This is a genomic window from Spirosoma panaciterrae DSM 21099 (assembly GCF_000374025.1).
GTDB lineage: Bacteria > Bacteroidota > Bacteroidia > Cytophagales > Spirosomataceae > Spirosoma > Spirosoma panaciterrae.
This window is the reverse complement of record NZ_KB893182.1, coordinates 148,616-164,220: the sequence shown is the minus strand read 5'-3', so window position 1 is coordinate 164,220 and position 15,605 is coordinate 148,616. Positions and strand designations below refer to the sequence as shown.

Annotated in this window: 13 protein-coding genes; 1 reads left to right on the top strand and 12 read right to left on the bottom strand. The window is 47.3% G+C overall.

Annotated elements, in window-relative coordinates; translation table 11 throughout:
* Positions 1-70: 70 nt before the first annotated feature.
* From B153_RS35085 to B153_RS36615, 12 genes are all read right to left on the bottom strand, one after another.
* A complete protein-coding gene (locus B153_RS35085; RefSeq protein ID WP_020597246.1) occupies positions 71-634 on the bottom strand; it encodes a BUD32 family EKC/KEOPS complex subunit in 564 nt (187 codons plus the stop codon).
* An 81-nt stretch (positions 635-715) separates the two neighbouring features.
* The gene (locus B153_RS0113455) at positions 716-1,327 is read right to left on the bottom strand and encodes a hypothetical protein (RefSeq protein WP_020597245.1); all 612 of its coding nucleotides are present in this window, start codon (positions 1,325-1,327) and stop codon (positions 716-718) included.
* A gap of 45 nt (positions 1,328-1,372) precedes the next feature.
* Complete coding sequence (locus B153_RS0113450; RefSeq protein WP_020597244.1) at positions 1,373-1,813, bottom strand: hypothetical protein; 441 nt, start codon at positions 1,811-1,813, stop codon at positions 1,373-1,375.
* Positions 1,814-1,851: 38 nt separating this feature from the next.
* Entirely contained in the window at positions 1,852-2,730 is an 879-nt protein-coding gene (locus B153_RS0113445; protein WP_020597243.1) for a tetratricopeptide repeat protein, read from the bottom strand.
* 49 nt (positions 2,731-2,779) lie between these two features.
* Positions 2,780-3,358, bottom strand: coding sequence for an RNA polymerase sigma factor (locus tag B153_RS0113440; protein ID WP_026262131.1), 579 nt, complete (start codon positions 3,356-3,358; stop codon positions 2,780-2,782).
* Between the two features lie 162 nt (positions 3,359-3,520).
* Positions 3,521-4,291, bottom strand: coding sequence for a caspase family protein (locus B153_RS0113435; protein ID WP_020597241.1), 771 nt, complete (start codon positions 4,289-4,291; stop codon positions 3,521-3,523).
* A 4-nt stretch (positions 4,292-4,295) separates the two neighbouring features.
* Entirely contained in the window at positions 4,296-5,936 is a 1,641-nt protein-coding gene (locus tag B153_RS36625) for a protein phosphatase 2C domain-containing protein (RefSeq protein ID WP_020597240.1), read from the bottom strand.
* A 31-nt stretch (positions 5,937-5,967) separates the two neighbouring features.
* A complete protein-coding gene (locus B153_RS38560) occupies positions 5,968-6,747 on the bottom strand; it encodes an FHA domain-containing protein (RefSeq protein ID WP_026262129.1) in 780 nt (259 codons plus the stop codon).
* Between the two features lie 50 nt (positions 6,748-6,797).
* Positions 6,798-8,192, bottom strand: coding sequence for a hypothetical protein (locus B153_RS0113420; protein WP_020597238.1), 1,395 nt, complete (start codon positions 8,190-8,192; stop codon positions 6,798-6,800).
* 109 nt (positions 8,193-8,301) lie between these two features.
* A complete protein-coding gene (locus tag B153_RS0113415) occupies positions 8,302-8,982 on the bottom strand; it encodes an FHA domain-containing protein (protein WP_020597237.1) in 681 nt (226 codons plus the stop codon).
* An 85-nt stretch (positions 8,983-9,067) separates the two neighbouring features.
* Positions 9,068-10,381 (bottom strand): protein kinase domain-containing protein, encoded by a 1,314-nt coding sequence (locus tag B153_RS36620; RefSeq protein WP_083928198.1) that lies wholly within the window; start codon positions 10,379-10,381, stop codon positions 9,068-9,070.
* Between the two features lie 51 nt (positions 10,382-10,432).
* Complete coding sequence (locus B153_RS36615; RefSeq protein WP_020597235.1) at positions 10,433-12,259, bottom strand: serine/threonine-protein kinase; 1,827 nt, start codon at positions 12,257-12,259, stop codon at positions 10,433-10,435.
* Positions 12,260-13,083: 824 nt separating this feature from the next.
* On the opposite strand from B153_RS36615, the gene B153_RS0113395 reads away from it, so the two are divergent.
* A complete protein-coding gene (locus B153_RS0113395; RefSeq protein WP_020597234.1) occupies positions 13,084-15,549 on the top strand; it encodes a glycoside hydrolase family 95 protein in 2,466 nt (821 codons plus the stop codon).
* The last annotated feature ends 56 nt before the right edge of the window (positions 15,550-15,605 follow it).

The window sequence follows — 15,605 nt, the reverse complement described above, 5'->3', positions numbered from 1 at the left end:
TACGAAAAAAAATACGGTACTCTAATCCAAAGCATGGGTTGGCTACTCCAAATGCCGCTTTCGAGCCGTATTAGGTTAAATCTTCCTGATAAAATCCCTGTAGAAAGTATTTACAAACGGAGTCCATCTCACCCAGTTCATTCGAAACGGCCTCTTTAAAGCACGCGCTCCCTATATCATCTTTCAGCATCGACAGTCCCGTATCGACCAAACGGATACCCTCGGAAGTAAGAATGACATTATTCGCAATAGTCTGACCGTGGGAGGGCTTTATAACCGTTCTATTAAAGTCATTAAACACAAATCCTGCGCTATGAAGCTCGGTTAATTTTTGTTTAAACTCTTCAGTAAATTTCTGCCTTGCCTCCATCTCTATACCCCAATGCTGCAAAGGATAGAGCCTTTCCATGACCAGCAAATTGGTTTCATCCTCATCCTGCCTTATATCGACAAACTTTACGACTAAATCATTTACCTCATTCGCGAACTTCATATTTTTTGCTTCTAACTCAAGCGAAGCCCGCGAGTTAGTATACGCTATTTTTGCTACTTCTTTTTGATTTAATGCCACAACAACACCATATCTTCCGAAGGCAAGCATTTTACTGGAATAGTGAGAATAATGAAAATTCATGGTGTAGTTTTATTTACTGTTTGAGGATTTATGAGGCTATAAAGCCAATCAGGCCAGAGTGAACTTTTCTGACCTACATGATTAATTAATCTCCCAGTTAAAATTGCTCAAAAAGCGATTTTGCTCATCTATACCTTCTACGACTGAAATGGAAGCGTCGGCAGTTACTCCCTGATCGTCAATATTCGTTACCGACCATTCACCATTTTCATTGCGGGATATGTAAAAATTATCGGGTATGTAATTGGCAGGCTCTCCCGTTTCGGGATTAACCGGGCTATACCCTGTCAATCGTATACCCCGATCTGTGTTTTCCACCCTCATTTTCTGCTGAACCATTACCGGACCGACCCCTTCTTTATAATAGCGAACCCGCATTAAGCCTTCTCCATTTTTTAGCCATAAAGCCGCTTTGTATTGGGTAACCTCCACCACAAAACGAATATCAAAAATCTGAACCGTTCCGGTTTCAGTTTCAGTATTGCCGGAATAATCCTGCTCGGGCGTTTCCTGCTCTGAATCAGGTGTATAGCCATCCCTTTCGGACGTTGTAGACTGGTCTGGTTCGGATGATTTATAAGGCTCCGAAAAATGGTGTGACTCAGAACTTTCTTCTGATTTTCTTGAACAGTTCTGCAGCAGCAAACAAATGCCGAATGCAAATAGAATCCGGGAAATTAAATACCCTTTCATTTGTGTGGTTCTTTTAATAGATGGAGCTTCAGAAATACGGATAAATCACATACGCCAGTTGAAATCTGAGAGAAATTGATTTCGATCATAAGTAGACTGAAAAACTCGTACCCAGGCGCGTGAAGTGCCCCCGCTGTCATCGACATTTACAACCGATACGTTCCCATATTCATCCTGGGATAAGTAAAAATTATCGGTGATGTAATTCGGAAACCGAGTTGATGTACCTGGGTAAACCGGATTGTAACAAGCTAATCGAAGACCATACCGCGTATTTTCAGTTCGAACGTATTGTTCAACCATTTTTGTCCGCCCTTCACTGAAATAGCGAACACGTATTTTCCCCGTTCCGTCTGAAAAAATAATAAGTGCAGCTCGATGCTGGGTTGTACCCGATGTGAAGCGGATTTCATATACACCCTGGATCTGGGCAAAGCCAAATAGGGGCAACAGTACGATTGCAGAAATCAGAATACTTTTTTTCATGGTATGGATAGAAACAGGATGTATAAATCATTGAAAAATCAGTAATGCTGTTGTAATAAATTGCTGGCCTTCTGCTGGTACGCGTGGCCTGGCGTATTGGCAATTTGAGTAAAAAGTTGCCTGGCATCATCTGACCGATGTGCTTTCAGATAGGCCAGTCCTAAATACCATTCTGACCGTTGTTGTAATTCGATGATCGGAGCCTGACGGGCCGTCTCTAATTGGTCGATTGCCTTCGCTGTTTGATTATGCTCCAGGGCAATAAGACCAATATAATAGGCTTGATAGTATTGGGCTGTTCCTTTGGAAGTAGGTTTAATCGTTTTAAATTTTTCTTCTGACTGTTTCAGCCGATTATGTCTATATTCGTCGATGGCTTTCGACAATTCCTTCTCATTTTCAGTCACTTCGGAGGGAAGTTGTGGCGCATTATTGGTACTGTCGGGCCGAAAATACTGTCGAAACGTAACTTCCGACTGGTCGCCCTCTTTCCCCCGGTACTGAACGATAAATAAGGTTCCCAGGAGAACGCCGACAAAGACAGACGCTGCGGCATATTGCCAGAAATAATTCCGCCGTATGGAAACGACGGGAACGTCTCGTCGAATAACAGGCTCCTGGGGTTCGGACCGAATAACTTCCAGATCAGGCGTAGTATCTTCTTCCAGACTCACTTCAGGCTCCTCTTCATCTTCTGGCTCAGCCAGCAACCCCATTCGATCTAACTGGAGATGCATGGCTTCAAAGCGCTTTTTGGCGGCAAGCACCTGCAAGCTTTCACGGACAGCCCGATGTTGCTCAACAGCCTGCCTTAATTGATCATCCTGCGCCATAGCCTCTACCATACGCTGCTGTTCGGTAGTCGTAAGCTTTCCGGCCAGGAAATCATCAATACGCTCAAATTCGGATTCGGTCATGGCTTGTCAATACGCTTTCTAACGACGGACAGTATCGTCTGCAATTCAATTAGTTATGTTTCCAGAATAATTTTTTTAACTGCTCGGTGCACTCGTAACGCTTTGTCCGGGCTGTTTTGGGGGTATATTCTAAAGCTTCGGCAATCTCGGCCAGTGATTTTTCTTCTATGTAAAACAGGCGGATCACTTGCTGACACCCTTTCCCCAATTGATCTAACAGTAACGTTACTTTTTCAACATTACTGGCTAAGGTCATCAACTCGTCCAGTATATTTTCCTCTTCCTGGTCCATGTAAGACTCCAAAGTCTGAGTCTTCCGGTGCCTTGCGCTTTGTAATTCATTGATCCACTTACGTTTGCAGAATTCAAACAGAACGTTTTTCAGACGAGCTTTCGGAGACACCTGGTACTTTCCAGACTGAATGGCTACGTAAAACTCGGCGATACCCTGTTGAAAAGCATCCTGCGCATGCTCGGGAGTCCCTTGTGTACTCTGAACGTAATGGGCAAACGAACGAAATGTTTGTGCGTATAAACAAGCGTAAGCGCGGTCGTCATTCTGCTTCAGACCATCGTACAGCAACTCATCGGTAGAGTAAGGCCTACACGGATTGTGAGGAAGGAGCATAGAGTAGTTTTACTAATGGATTGTGGAATGAAAAGCTGTTCAATATACACAGCAATTTCGCACAATATCAATTCTAAATCCATGCATCAGTAACACTCAACAACATTTTACCTGACAGACCGATAAGCCATTAAAAACATATAAAACGTTTTCTAAGTATAGTTACAATTTTATTATTGGCATTGTATTCGAGAAATGTCCGTAAATGGTAGGAATCTGCCGATTGTGGGTAAGCGTAGACACCTGTTTGCGAACATACTCATAGTGCTCCTGTACGGTTACAATCCCGTTTCGATCTCTGTCGGCCTCTCCCTGAGCCCCTTTTATTAAAAAGTACGTGAAAACCCCTTGTCGCAGCCGGGAGGTTTCGGCGGAATTCTGATTATAGCGCGAGGAGGTCATAACCACGATACTCAGCTTGGGGTCGTTGAAATGCGTATAGGACTGACTGGACTGTGGCTGAGGATTCCGCTTTTTGAGGCTACCCGACAGGCAGGCATCTGCCCAAACAATTTTTGTTTTGGCCGCAGACCGCCGGAAGGCCGCTTTCAGTTCCTGATGGAGCAATTGCTCTTTAGGGGCATCGTAAGGATAAAAAACACCCCCATCGCCATGACCCGAAAAGTGAAAAATGACCCGATCCGATGGGCGAGCCCGCTCAAAAATGCGAAGAGCTTCTAAGATATTGGCGTGGGTAGCCTGGCTATTGGTTAAGGTAATGATGTGATCACTGGGCACACTTCCACCCTGCGGGCTTTTCAGAAACTGCGTCACTAGCTGGGCATCATCGTCGGCATACCGTAAATCTCCCTGGGTATTGCTCAAGTTCTGATAATCAGCGACCCCTACAACAACTACGTAGGTTTGCTGCGCCAAAGCACGAAACGCAACACCTATAACCAAAAGACTCAGGCAAACAGATTTCTTACACATAGTATTAGTTCGGATCAGATGGCTTTGGTCCCGTTTGTTTAGATGATTTGGCTGGTGAAGACCCCGCCTGAGACGAATTCAGCCGTTTACCCGTTTTATCGATTTCATAGGTATCCTCTCCTTCGCTAACTCTGGCTTTTTCGCCTTTAAAATCCTCAGCCCGGTCAAAGCGGCAATCAATGATTTCTGTGCCTTCAGAGTCGATGTACCCCCATTTATGGGTGCCAGTAGCCTGTACGGCCATGATCCCCGTGTCTTTGCCAGGGCTTTTTATCGTCTGATAAACATTATGGTTATTAATCGCATTTTTATTTTCGTCAAGTAGCACCCAGCCATCATCAACCTTTTTCTTGAAGAGCTTGTCGGCCACTAATTTTATGGGTTCATCAGAGGAAGATTTTCGCTCATTATCCATGGCTTCAGCCAGATCCTGGGTCTTGCTGAGCGCATCGTCTACCCCATCAGTAGCCTCTTGTGTTTTACCACCGCCCGAATTATCTGGGCTTATGCCTTCGTTGTTCTTTCTGGAATGCTTATCCGGAAATTTGGCACTGCTGGGCTTCGACGCATCCTTATCCGGGCCAAACAATATCCAGGCAGCCACCAGAAGGGCCGTTAGGACCAAGGCATAAAGCAGCGATTGCCCAACCGACATTTTAGCCGAAGGAGCAGGCTGTGAATTTGTGGGGGTAGGGGCCGAAAAAGCGGGGGGAGATGAATCGGCGGGTTTGGACGTTGGCAGTACCGGCATAGGTGGTCGGACTGGTGGCGCTGTACGAGGGCTTGGACTTGCCGATATACTAATGACCGCTACATCGTCGTCATCGGAGGTATCATTAGTATCAGGAATGTAGGAAGCTGGTGAAGGAACACGATATTCGGGGGCTATCTCACCTTGAACCGTCTCAATCTGAACCAGATAGGCAGAAAAGTTATCTTTCGTTTGCCCGGTCGACTGGGCAATTAGCTTCTGCTGCTTCTGTTCATTGGAAATCGGTTCGCTCAGTACGGATTCCAGAAAGCCTTCGGTAACCTGCTCAAGTACGCCATCCGTACAAAGGAAAAAATAGTCGCCAGGCCGTACATCGTTAAGAATCTGTACATCAGGCAAAACAGGCCGTTCACTACCCTGAATGGCCCGGTCAATCACATTACGTTTGGGGTGCGTTTGGGCCTCCTGTGGCGAAATAACTCCTGCTCTAAGCAATTCGTTAACAAGCGAATGATCTTGTGTACGCCAGATAATTTTTCCGTCGCGCAGGTGATAAACCCGGCTGTCACCGATGTGTGCTACCGTTACCCCAGCCTGATGCAGATAAAGCAGGGTGAAGGTTGTGGCCATCCCTTTAGCTTCTGGTCGGCTAGCCAGTTGATGGTCAAACTTAGTTTGTACATCAGCCAAAGCCTGACTAATGTAATCAGGAGTGGCCATGGTTTCCGGGTGATTCAGGAAATAATCATTGAAGCCTTCGACGGCCACGGCACTCGCAATTTCGCCCCATGCCATACCTCCCACCCCATCACAGACCATGAACCATTTCTGATCTGGCGTAGCCTTTCCGGCTGCCGGGAAGATGTTGTCTTCGTTATTCGCACGTCCTCCCTGCTGAGAGTATCCTAAAGGTTGATAAATAGTCAGTTCCATGAAAATAGGGGTTCTAAGAATAGCCGACGAGTCAGGTAAAGGATAGAATAGTTCGGGTGTAATCGGTCCCTTCAACCTGCCGATAGGCTTTTTGTAGCGACTCAGACATCTGGAAAGTTTTAAGGACAACCTTGGTCTCACCGAGCTGGATGGTATCGCCGTCTTTCAGGTAGATGCGTTCCGAAGGGTGTAAGGCAGGTTCTTGCCCATTCAGGAAGGTACCATTCCGGCTGTTTTTCCAGGACCCATCTGGCTGAATGGCCCCATCCTGAAGCACATATTCTACCACCCCCATTTTACTGATCTTCACTTCAACCGTACAGTGTGGTCGGCTCATGTATCGGTCATTAGTTTCAATCATCAGATCAGAAGGGGATTGTTGGGATAAACGCCCTACTGAGTTGAATCCTTTTTTAAGATTGAAATTCTGCGTTTTCGTTTTCTCGTCATGTACAATCAACCACCCTAGTATCTCTGGCAAAGGAGGTTTCGGCCCGTTTGCATCCCGAAGGAGCGTTTCATCATCCTGCTGATGCTTTAGTAAGGTACTTTCGTCGGCAGGTTGACCCGGATTTGCCTGGTAGCCCCCCTCAAAAGTCCCATCGGGCCTCTTTCGAACGTACGATGGGTTTGGGGGCGGTGTAGGATTACCGGGTATGGGCGGGGGCGTGGCAAATGTAGGCAACGGATTTACCTGACCACAATTTGGACATTTTACGGTTGTAGCTTTCGTCGGCAGCTTTACGCGGACGGTGAGCCGACGTCGGCAATTGGCATTTATGCAGACAAGGGTCAGTTCTTGAACATTCATGAGCGAGTAAGATGAAAAAAGGCCTGGGTAGTCAAAGGGGTACGCTATGTTTAAGCGGCCCATTCACTCATGTCGGAGTCATTGTCGTAATCCTGAGTATCTGCCATATTATTTTCTGTATGATGATCCAGATGGGGAACGTCAACACCCTGATTCAGGTAGCCTACCTGCTCCACATCTCCCGTATTTGTATCATACAGTACCCCCAAATCGAACTGGTGGTCCCCGTCTGTATCGACAAACATGACGCCATTGTCGGCAAGCATAACGTCGACATACCCATCCTGGTCCACATCGCTTAACAACACTTCGTGCTCATCGACAGTAGCCAGCACGACCTCTGGCTCATCGCTGGTGTCGGCATTATTGGTTTGCTGTATCTGATCCTGATCCGTCGATGTCGTGTCGTCCAGCGCATTCATTGAAGGGGCAGCGAAAGGCGATGTTAACGGGCTACTGGACTCTACCTGATGGGTTTCGGCATTCAATTCCACCCGTGTATCCATTATCCCGTCGTTGTCGGTATCTACAGCGCCAACCGTACCGTTGTCGATAATAATAATTTCGGCATCTCCGTCGTGGTCAGTATCTCCCAGACCGATCGTATGGCCTTCGTATTGCCCTACTTTGATATCGGGTTTGTTGTCTGTTTCATTACTCGACGGAGTGGGTTCCTGCGTAGTCGAATCGTTGTGTACATCGTAATCACGGCTGGTGCTCTGTTCGTCGTCGCCGTATATTTTGTCAATATACGCCTGACGTTTCTCGGGCGACATACCCTCCCATTCTTCTTTGTAGAATGTATTGTATAGTTCACCATGCCATTCAAAAAAGCCGCCAGCTCCCACTTCCTCCCGAGCCGCTTTAAAGGCATCTTCCTGCGTCATGTTATCATTGACGTGGGTAGCCAGGGCAGGCTCAGGGATGGTTGTATCAACCGGCTCCTCCGTTTCGGTTGATACATGCGAACCAGGGTGGTTATCGGAGGGGTGCTCTTCCGTTGTGGTGTGCGAATTGGGTTGAGTGGTAGAAGCGCCCCCACCTTCGGTTTTGGTGAGTGACTCCGGGTGCGTATTTGTAGGTTTTTCCCCGGCTGGTTTATCCTGATGTGGCTTCTCGTCGGCCGGATCAGTTGTTGCAACAGGGTGTTCTTCGGTGGCTGGTTTGTCACCAGGTTTTTCGGGTTTGGTTTCGTCACTTACCGGATTGGTTTTCGATTCGGCGGGCGTAGTCGACGAATCAGAATCGGGTGCAGATTCGGGAAGTTTATCATTTACAGAACCATCCTGGCTCATTCCCCAGGCCAGGGCTGTGCCGATGGTACCGAGTGTAGCGGCACCGCCCAGGCCGGCAAAAATGCTGGCTTTTTGTCTGGGGGTTAACTTTTTACCGACGGGTTTGCCGCCCTGAGTAGGCTGATCGAAAGATTCTGATTGAGATTGCATGGTAAAAGAAAGTTTTGGCTGTTTATATGTTTTGACTACGTTTAGCGAGTCGTCTGTTTATATATCCGGCATGAAACCGGAATGTCAGTGCCTATTGCAAAAAAAATTTTCAATTTTCTACCCAATTGCATTTGCAGAAACGACACTGCTTCTGAAAAAGTAAATCTTTATAAGGCGTATAGCCTAAAAAATGCTGACAGTCGGGATTCGGGCAAACGTAATCGCGCTTAAATGCTTCATCCAGCACATGCAGTTTCTCTGTCGGATTAAACATATACGCATCGGCCAGAGCGGCTAACTGCATTCCATACATGGGAACAAACATGAGCGCAACACGCGCCCATGTCTTTGTTTTATCAACCTGAATGTTTTTTTTGGTCTTTAGGTACGTGTCGTAATGGAACTCAATACGTTTAAATTCCTCGGCATACGACACCCCTTTGGAGGTCCCCCCCTGACTGAAAAACTGGTGTGGTATGGGCGGTGGAGTCGGACCCGGGTTAGGTTTTGGTTTTACTTCGTCAAACAATGACTTTATATCCAGTGGCGTAATTGGCCCCAGCATCACTTTACTAGTGGGCGTAACCAGCTTTTGAACAACCCGATGGCTATCGACCTGAGTCCCATAGGTAGAGTCGAGGTCTTCAATTAACCCCAGAAAATCGGTATACAGTGAAAGTCTGGCATGATAACGGCTAACTCCTGGCTTTTCGAGCACCAGATCATTGTCTGGATTTTTACCAATACGAATTACACGCAGTGCGGACTGTTTGAGTGGATCGGAAGTCATGGGTTAAGAAAGGTTGAAATAAGAAATTCAACAAAGGCGGTTTAGGGTTCAGTAGATTTAGGGTCAACTGCAGCCGCCCAACAGATCACATTAAATCGTATAGCAGTCTGGATACCAGGCCAAAACCATAAAACCAACTGATGGGTGCCAGAAACAGCCCGATCCAAAAGCAGTTTTTAGCCTTGGATGCATTGGCCAGTGCGCTTGCATAATCGCCCCGATCAAAAGCCGGATTTACGCGGATTCCAAAAACCAGAGACGCAATACCAAACGGCCAGAAACAAAACAGGATAACAAAAATGGCTCCGCCTACCCAGTTGCCAGGCCGTTGAGCAGCAGGTTCCTGCCCCATGATTACTGGATTCGGAGGAGTATTGATCGACTGCCCACCCGAAGGCATTATAATCGGGCGAGCCTGCGGATGCGGTGGGGAGGTCGTAGTTCCGTACACGGGAATTGGCGGTACCTGACCATATACGGGTGGTGGAACAGATGAGGGATTAGGCCCGGCCGTACCCGTTGACCCGAATGATCGACTTTCCGACGAATACCACTCGGCCGATTGACCCGCAGGCGCTCTATAAACCTGCGTGGGTTCCTCTACCATTGTCAGCATCCGTTTAAACTCCAGACAGGTCTGAAAGCGATCGACTGGCGACTTCTGGGTTGCTTTTTGAATCACATGATTCACCTTGTCCGAAACCCCTCTGAGCCAGGGCAATGCGGTCTGAATGATTTCTCTATGGATCGTAAACACCGAACCCGCCGAATCATCATAAGGCTTATGACCTGAGAGTAAAGCATATAATGTTACCCCCAGCGAGTAAATATCCGTTCGGTAGTCAACTTGCTTGGGCGTCATAATCTGTTCAGGGCTCATATATTGTGGAGAACCTATAGCCGTCGATGTTACCGTCAGGTTCAGGTCTGAGTCTACCAGTTTGGCAATACCAAAATCCATTACCTTCACCTGCCCGTCGTCCGTTAAGAAAAGATTAGAGGGCTTAATATCACGGTGGAAATAATTCTTTTGATGCACATAGCCCACAGCGTCCAGAATCGACTCGAACCAGGTTACGACCTGGCTTTCCGGAACCGACTGGTGGGTTGTTCCGTACTCAAATAAATCGCTGCCCTGGAGATACTCCATGATGATTGCCATCGTCGTCTCGTCCTCATAATAATCGTACACCTGACGAATATTGGGATGGCGCAGGCTCACCATAATTTTCGCTTCGTTCCGAAATCGCTCGGCTGCCTGCGGATACTGCATCAACTCGGGTTTAAGAATCTTGATCGCAAATTCTTTCCCCAGCGCATTTTCGGCGTACCAAACCGTAGCCATGCCGCCTGAGCCAAGTTGATGCCTGAGTTGATAAAGGCCTATCTGTGTAAGCATTGGTGTAAAATTAAAAACGATAGAAACGGGAATTCGTCGGCCAGGCAAGCGTTACCGCCAGCTATATCCATAACCAGTCAGTATTTTCTGGGCATTTTCATTACCTAACTGAGCCGATTTTTTATAATAGGACAGTGCGGTAGACCAGTCTTTGCTTTTGCCGTAACCATATTCGTAATATTGCCCCAGATAGTAGAGTGCTCTGGGTTCGTTTTGATCGGCAGCTTTTTCAAACCAGGCTATCGCAGCATCATAATCATTCTCCCCGGTAACATAACCTGCTCCATACATGTAGCCTAGTCCATATTGCCCCTCGGCATATCCCTGTTCGGCCGATTTTCGAAACCAGGCAACGGCCTCCGAGTTGCTTGTACTCACCCCTTTACCCAATGCATACATGAGACCAAGTCGATACTGAGAAGCCGCATGCCCTTCTTTGGCAGCCTTTGAATAATAATTAAATGCCCTATACAGGTTAGCCTCAACCCCTAATCCATTCTCATACAGATCGCCCAGGTTATAATTGGCCAGATGTACCCCCTCAGCGGCTGCCCGTTCGAAAAGCGATCGGGCCCGGCTGTAATCTTTATCGACGCCCGACCCATATCGATACATAACGCCAAGGTTATTCATACTCATAGGAATCCCTTTATCGGCTGCTTTTTCATACCATTCCCGGGCTTCTGTATAATCCTGTTGCGTACCATTCCCAGTGTCATACATATAACCCAGATCGTGCATGGCCTGCGGAGTCAGTGAACTCGACCCCCGGTTTTTGTAAAGCAGGTTAAAGGCTTCCGTATAGTTTTTTTCTTCATACAGGCCAACCCCTTTATTTATTTCGCTTTTCTCAATCTGAAGGCCGATCAAAACCAACCCACCAAACACAGCGATGATAATGACGACAGCAATGATAATGTTTCGCCCTATGTTGGATTTGGGCTTTTCGGGATAATGCCTGACTGGCGGATTATCGTAGACAGGTATAGGTATAGGGTTGACCGGAGGGCGATGGTCGAACGAAGGCGGAATGACTGGCGGTCGTTCATCGATTTCTACCTCAATATGGTCAGAGTCCAGGCTATCAGGCTCATTCAAAGCGGCCTTAAACTCTTCGCAGCTTTGAAACCGGTAGTTCGAATCCTTACTGGTGGCTTTTTGGATCGCTGCGTTGAGTGCAGAGGATACCCCCTGAATATAAGGTAGCGGATTTTTAGTGATTTCTGTTTGGATAGTATAGGATGAGCTATAGGAGTCGTTGTAAGGCTTTTTACCAGTCAACAAAGCATATAAGGTGACACCCAGCGAATAAATATCGGTACGGAGGTCGATGGATTTTGGCGTAAGTACTTGCTCCGGGCTCATGTATTGCGGAGAGCCAATCGAAATCTGGGTTAGTTCCTGAGTCGAATCAACGATCTTGGCAATGCCAAAATCCATGATCTTCATTTGTCCTCCGCTTGTCAGAAACAAATTTGAGGGTTTAATATCACGGTGAATGTACCCTTTGCGGTGCACATAAGTCATTGCATCCAGAATATCATTAAACCAGCGAACAGCCATAGCTTCGGGTACAGCTCCATAGGTTGTCAGGTACTTGCCCAAGTCCTGCCCTTCCAGGTATTCCATAATGATGGCCATCGTACTCTCATCTTCGTAGTAGCTTATGACCTGCCGGATATTAGGATGATTAAGGCCGACCATCAACTTCGCTTCGTTCCGAAAACGTTCTACAATTTTTTCCTTGCCCACCATTTCCTGGTTGAGAAGTTTAATGGCGAATGGTTTTCCCAGCGCATTCTCGGCGTACCATACAACCGCCATCCCCCCCTCTCCTAATTTCTTAAAGTTGTTGTAAGCAGGTATTTTAGGAATCATAATGGTAAGTATTAGTTTTGGTCATACTAAGAGTATATCCAGCTTATTGATAAAATGTCAATGGAGAATTGCGAGATTTTATAAAATCTGTCCCATTAAGCAATGGGGAACTGTAACCTATACCGTCAACTACAAAGCACTACGGGTTTGTAGCCTTTCAGATTATATGTCAAAACGTATAATACCAGCCACAACAGGTTGGGCTAATCCACTCTAAATAATCAAACAGGGCTAAAAAAATCTATGATAACGGTATCAGGTCCGCCCATAGACTGAAGAAAATTTGCCAGAAATAGTATTTCGTAAAGACAGGGCAATTGGCAAAAGTTTACGTACCAAAAAGTAAGTTACCCGTCTTAGCTTATATAGTATATACTGTTATACTTTTAAATTTTAGACTAAGAAAAAGTATAAAGGATTCTATTTCACGTAAAAATCAGTGAAGTCGCTTGAAATTAATTTGAGAAAATTACATACACAAATCCTGTCTTGAAATTGAATGCTGGTCAGGGCTTCATTGCATGTCTAGGACCAACAGCCTTAACCTTCTTGGGCTTTCAATACCTCAACTAATGGGTCTGTCTGCCATCCCGTAAAGAGTCTATTTTCGTGTATGGGCAAATCGACCCGGTTATATCGGAATATCCACAACGTTTCCCTTCCCTTTGACAATAAAACGGAGTCTCTTCGGGTAAAAAATAGCGGGAAGGTTCTATTTGACTAAAATAGCTTAGCTCATTGGCAAAAAGGAGTAGATCAATCTCCTATTATTGCTCTTTCTTTGTCAGGAAGCCTTACAGAAATGGCGGGTTAACACACAGTATATGAAATCATTTCTTCTTTGCGGGCTTCAGTTCCTGCTAGTGGCAACGCAGACGCAGGCTCAGCCAACGCCAAAACTTTGGTATAATAAACCAGCAACGCAGTGGGTAGAAGCCTTACCACTCGGCAACGGGCATATTGGCGCCATGGTATTTGGCGGGATGGAGCATGAGCTTATCCAACTCAACGAATCGACTCTCTGGTCGGGTGGCCCGGTCAGGAAGAATGTTAATCCAACGGCGGCATCATACCTTCCTGCCATTCGTGACGCACTGCTGAATCAACAGGATTATACGAAAGCGGATGAGCTGACAAAAAAAATGCAGGGGTTCTATACCGAATCCTATCTGCCACTAGCGGATCTGATGCTCGACCAGAAACTCCCAAATAGCAAACCATCCGCCTATTACCGGGACCTCGACATGGCTGACGCCGTAGCTACAACCCGATTTACTATGGATGGGGTTACCTACAAGCGTGAACTCTTTACGAGTGCGCCAGCCAACAGCTTGATTATTCGCATCAGTGCCGATAAAGCCCGCCAGCTGACGCTGACGATCGGGACGCGATCACAACTACGAATTCAGAAAACACCATTTAGCTCGAATGAACTGGTTGTAAGTGGGAAAGCACCTGCCAAAGTTGACCCATCGTACTACAACATTAAGGGACGGAAGCCAATCATTTACGAGGATAGCACGGGTTGCAACGGAATGCGGTTTCAGTACCGAATTAAAGCCGTAGCCAAAGACGGCTCTGTAAAGACCGATACGGCGGGTATTGCCATCGACAAGGCCAGCGAAGTGATTCTGTATGTAACAGCCGCAACTAGTTTCAACGGTTTCGACAAATGCCCGGACAAGGAAGGGAAAGATGAGAAAAAGCTGGCAGCGATGTATCTGGCCAGGGCCACTCAGCAACCCTATTCGAAACTACTGGAAGCCCACAAAGCTGATTATCATCGGTATTTTGATCGGTGTCAGCTCTCTGTTCGGGATACAACAACGGCCAACCCCAGCCTGTCGCTTCCCAGCGATGAACGATTGATGGCTTATTCGACGGGCCGCTATGATCCAAATCTGGAAACGTTATACTTCAATTATGGCCGCTATCTGCTGATTTCGTCGTCTCGTCCCGACGGACCACCTGCCAATTTGCAGGGTATATGGAACAAAGAATTACGGGCACCCTGGAGTTCGAACTATACCATTAATATCAACACGGAAATGAACTATTGGCCTGCCGAGGTCACTAATTTGTCGGAAATGCACATGGCTCTGCTCGACTGGATTCCAAACCTGGCCAAAACCGGGCATCAGACTGCGCAGGAATACTACCGGGCCAAGGGCTGGGTTGCTCACCATAACTCCGATATATGGGCCTTGAGTAACGCCGTCGGCGACCGGGGAGCGGGCGATCCGGTCTGGGCCAACTGGGCGATGGGCGGCAACTGGCTATGTCAGCATCTGTGGGAACATTATCGCTTCACTGGCGATAAGAAGTTTCTGGAACAAGCCTACCCCATTATGAAAGAAGCGGCCTTATTCTCGCTGGACTGGCTGATTCCTGACAAAGCAGGGAATCTGGTGACGGCTCCCTCGACCACCCCGGAAAACAAATTCATCGATTCGACGGGCAAAGCGCAGGGCGTTTCCGTAGCCACCACGATGGATATGTCGATCATCTGGGATTTGTTCACGAATGTGATCGAGGCATCAACCGCATTGAATCAGGATAACGCTTTCCGGGAGTTGCTCGTGGCCAAGCGAAGTAAGTTGTTTCCGCTCCAGATTGGCAGGCAAGGCCAGTTGCTCGAATGGAATAAGGAGTTTGCCGAAACCGATCCTCATCACCGACACATCTCCCACCTGTTTGGCCTGCATCCGGGTCGGCAGATCACCCCGCTGACGCCAACGTATTTTGCAGCCGCCCGAAAAACGCTCGAACTCCGGGGCGACGAAGGAACCGGCTGGAGTAAGGGCTGGAAAATTAACTGGTGGGCCCGATTGCAGGATGGAAATCACGCTTACTCCCTGATTCGCCAACTCATGCAATACACCAACACAACAGGCACCCAGATGAGCCACGGCGGTGGAACCTATCCCAACTTCTTCGATGCGCATCCCCCCTTCCAGATCGACGGTAACTTTGCCGGAACGGCCGGTATGGCCGAAATGCTGCTACAAAGCCATCTGGGGCGTGTTCATCTGCTACCTGCCCTACCCGACAACTGGTCGGAAGGGAAGGTTACGGGCCTGAAGGCACGGGGAGGGTTTGCGGTATCGATGAACTGGAAAAATCGAGCGTTAACCCAGGCGCAGATTCAATCGCTGGCCGGAGATGAACTGGTCTTGCTAACCAGCGTCCCCTTTCAGCTAGACGGAGAGAAAGCCACCAAAACGCCTGAGGGCTACACGATGCGCTTGAAAACCGTAAAGAATAAAGTATATACGATAAAAGTTCTCTAAATACATCCTGCAGGGCTTTTTCATAAAACCTGTTTTAGGGCGTTTGGGTATAATCA

What these genes read in the sequence shown, in the direction of transcription:
- B153_RS0113395 (WP_020597234.1), top strand. Translation starts at nt 13,084, where the DNA reads ATGAAATCATTTCTTCTTTGCGGGCTTCAGTTCCTGCTAGTGGCAACG.
- B153_RS36625 (WP_020597240.1), bottom strand. Translation starts at nt 5,936, where the DNA reads ATGGAACTGACTATTTATCAACCTTTAGGATACTCTCAGCAGGGAGGA.
- B153_RS0113420 (WP_020597238.1), bottom strand. Translation starts at nt 8,192, where the DNA reads ATGCAATCTCAATCAGAATCTTTCGATCAGCCTACTCAGGGCGGCAAA.
- B153_RS36615 (WP_020597235.1), bottom strand. Translation starts at nt 12,259, where the DNA reads ATGATTCCTAAAATACCTGCTTACAACAACTTTAAGAAATTAGGAGAG.
- B153_RS0113440 (WP_026262131.1), bottom strand. Translation starts at nt 3,358, where the DNA reads ATGCTCCTTCCTCACAATCCGTGTAGGCCTTACTCTACCGATGAGTTG.
- B153_RS38560 (WP_026262129.1), bottom strand. Translation starts at nt 6,747, where the DNA reads ATGAATGTTCAAGAACTGACCCTTGTCTGCATAAATGCCAATTGCCGA.
- B153_RS0113450 (WP_020597244.1), bottom strand. Translation starts at nt 1,813, where the DNA reads ATGAAAAAAAGTATTCTGATTTCTGCAATCGTACTGTTGCCCCTATTT.
- B153_RS0113445 (WP_020597243.1), bottom strand. Translation starts at nt 2,730, where the DNA reads ATGACCGAATCCGAATTTGAGCGTATTGATGATTTCCTGGCCGGAAAG.
- B153_RS0113415 (WP_020597237.1), bottom strand. Translation starts at nt 8,982, where the DNA reads ATGACTTCCGATCCACTCAAACAGTCCGCACTGCGTGTAATTCGTATT.
- B153_RS0113435 (WP_020597241.1), bottom strand. Translation starts at nt 4,291, where the DNA reads ATGTGTAAGAAATCTGTTTGCCTGAGTCTTTTGGTTATAGGTGTTGCG.
- B153_RS36620 (WP_083928198.1), bottom strand. Translation starts at nt 10,381, where the DNA reads ATGCTTACACAGATAGGCCTTTATCAACTCAGGCATCAACTTGGCTCA.
- B153_RS0113455 (WP_020597245.1), bottom strand. Translation starts at nt 1,327, where the DNA reads ATGAAAGGGTATTTAATTTCCCGGATTCTATTTGCATTCGGCATTTGT.
- B153_RS35085 (WP_020597246.1), bottom strand. Translation starts at nt 634, where the DNA reads ATGAATTTTCATTATTCTCACTATTCCAGTAAAATGCTTGCCTTCGGA.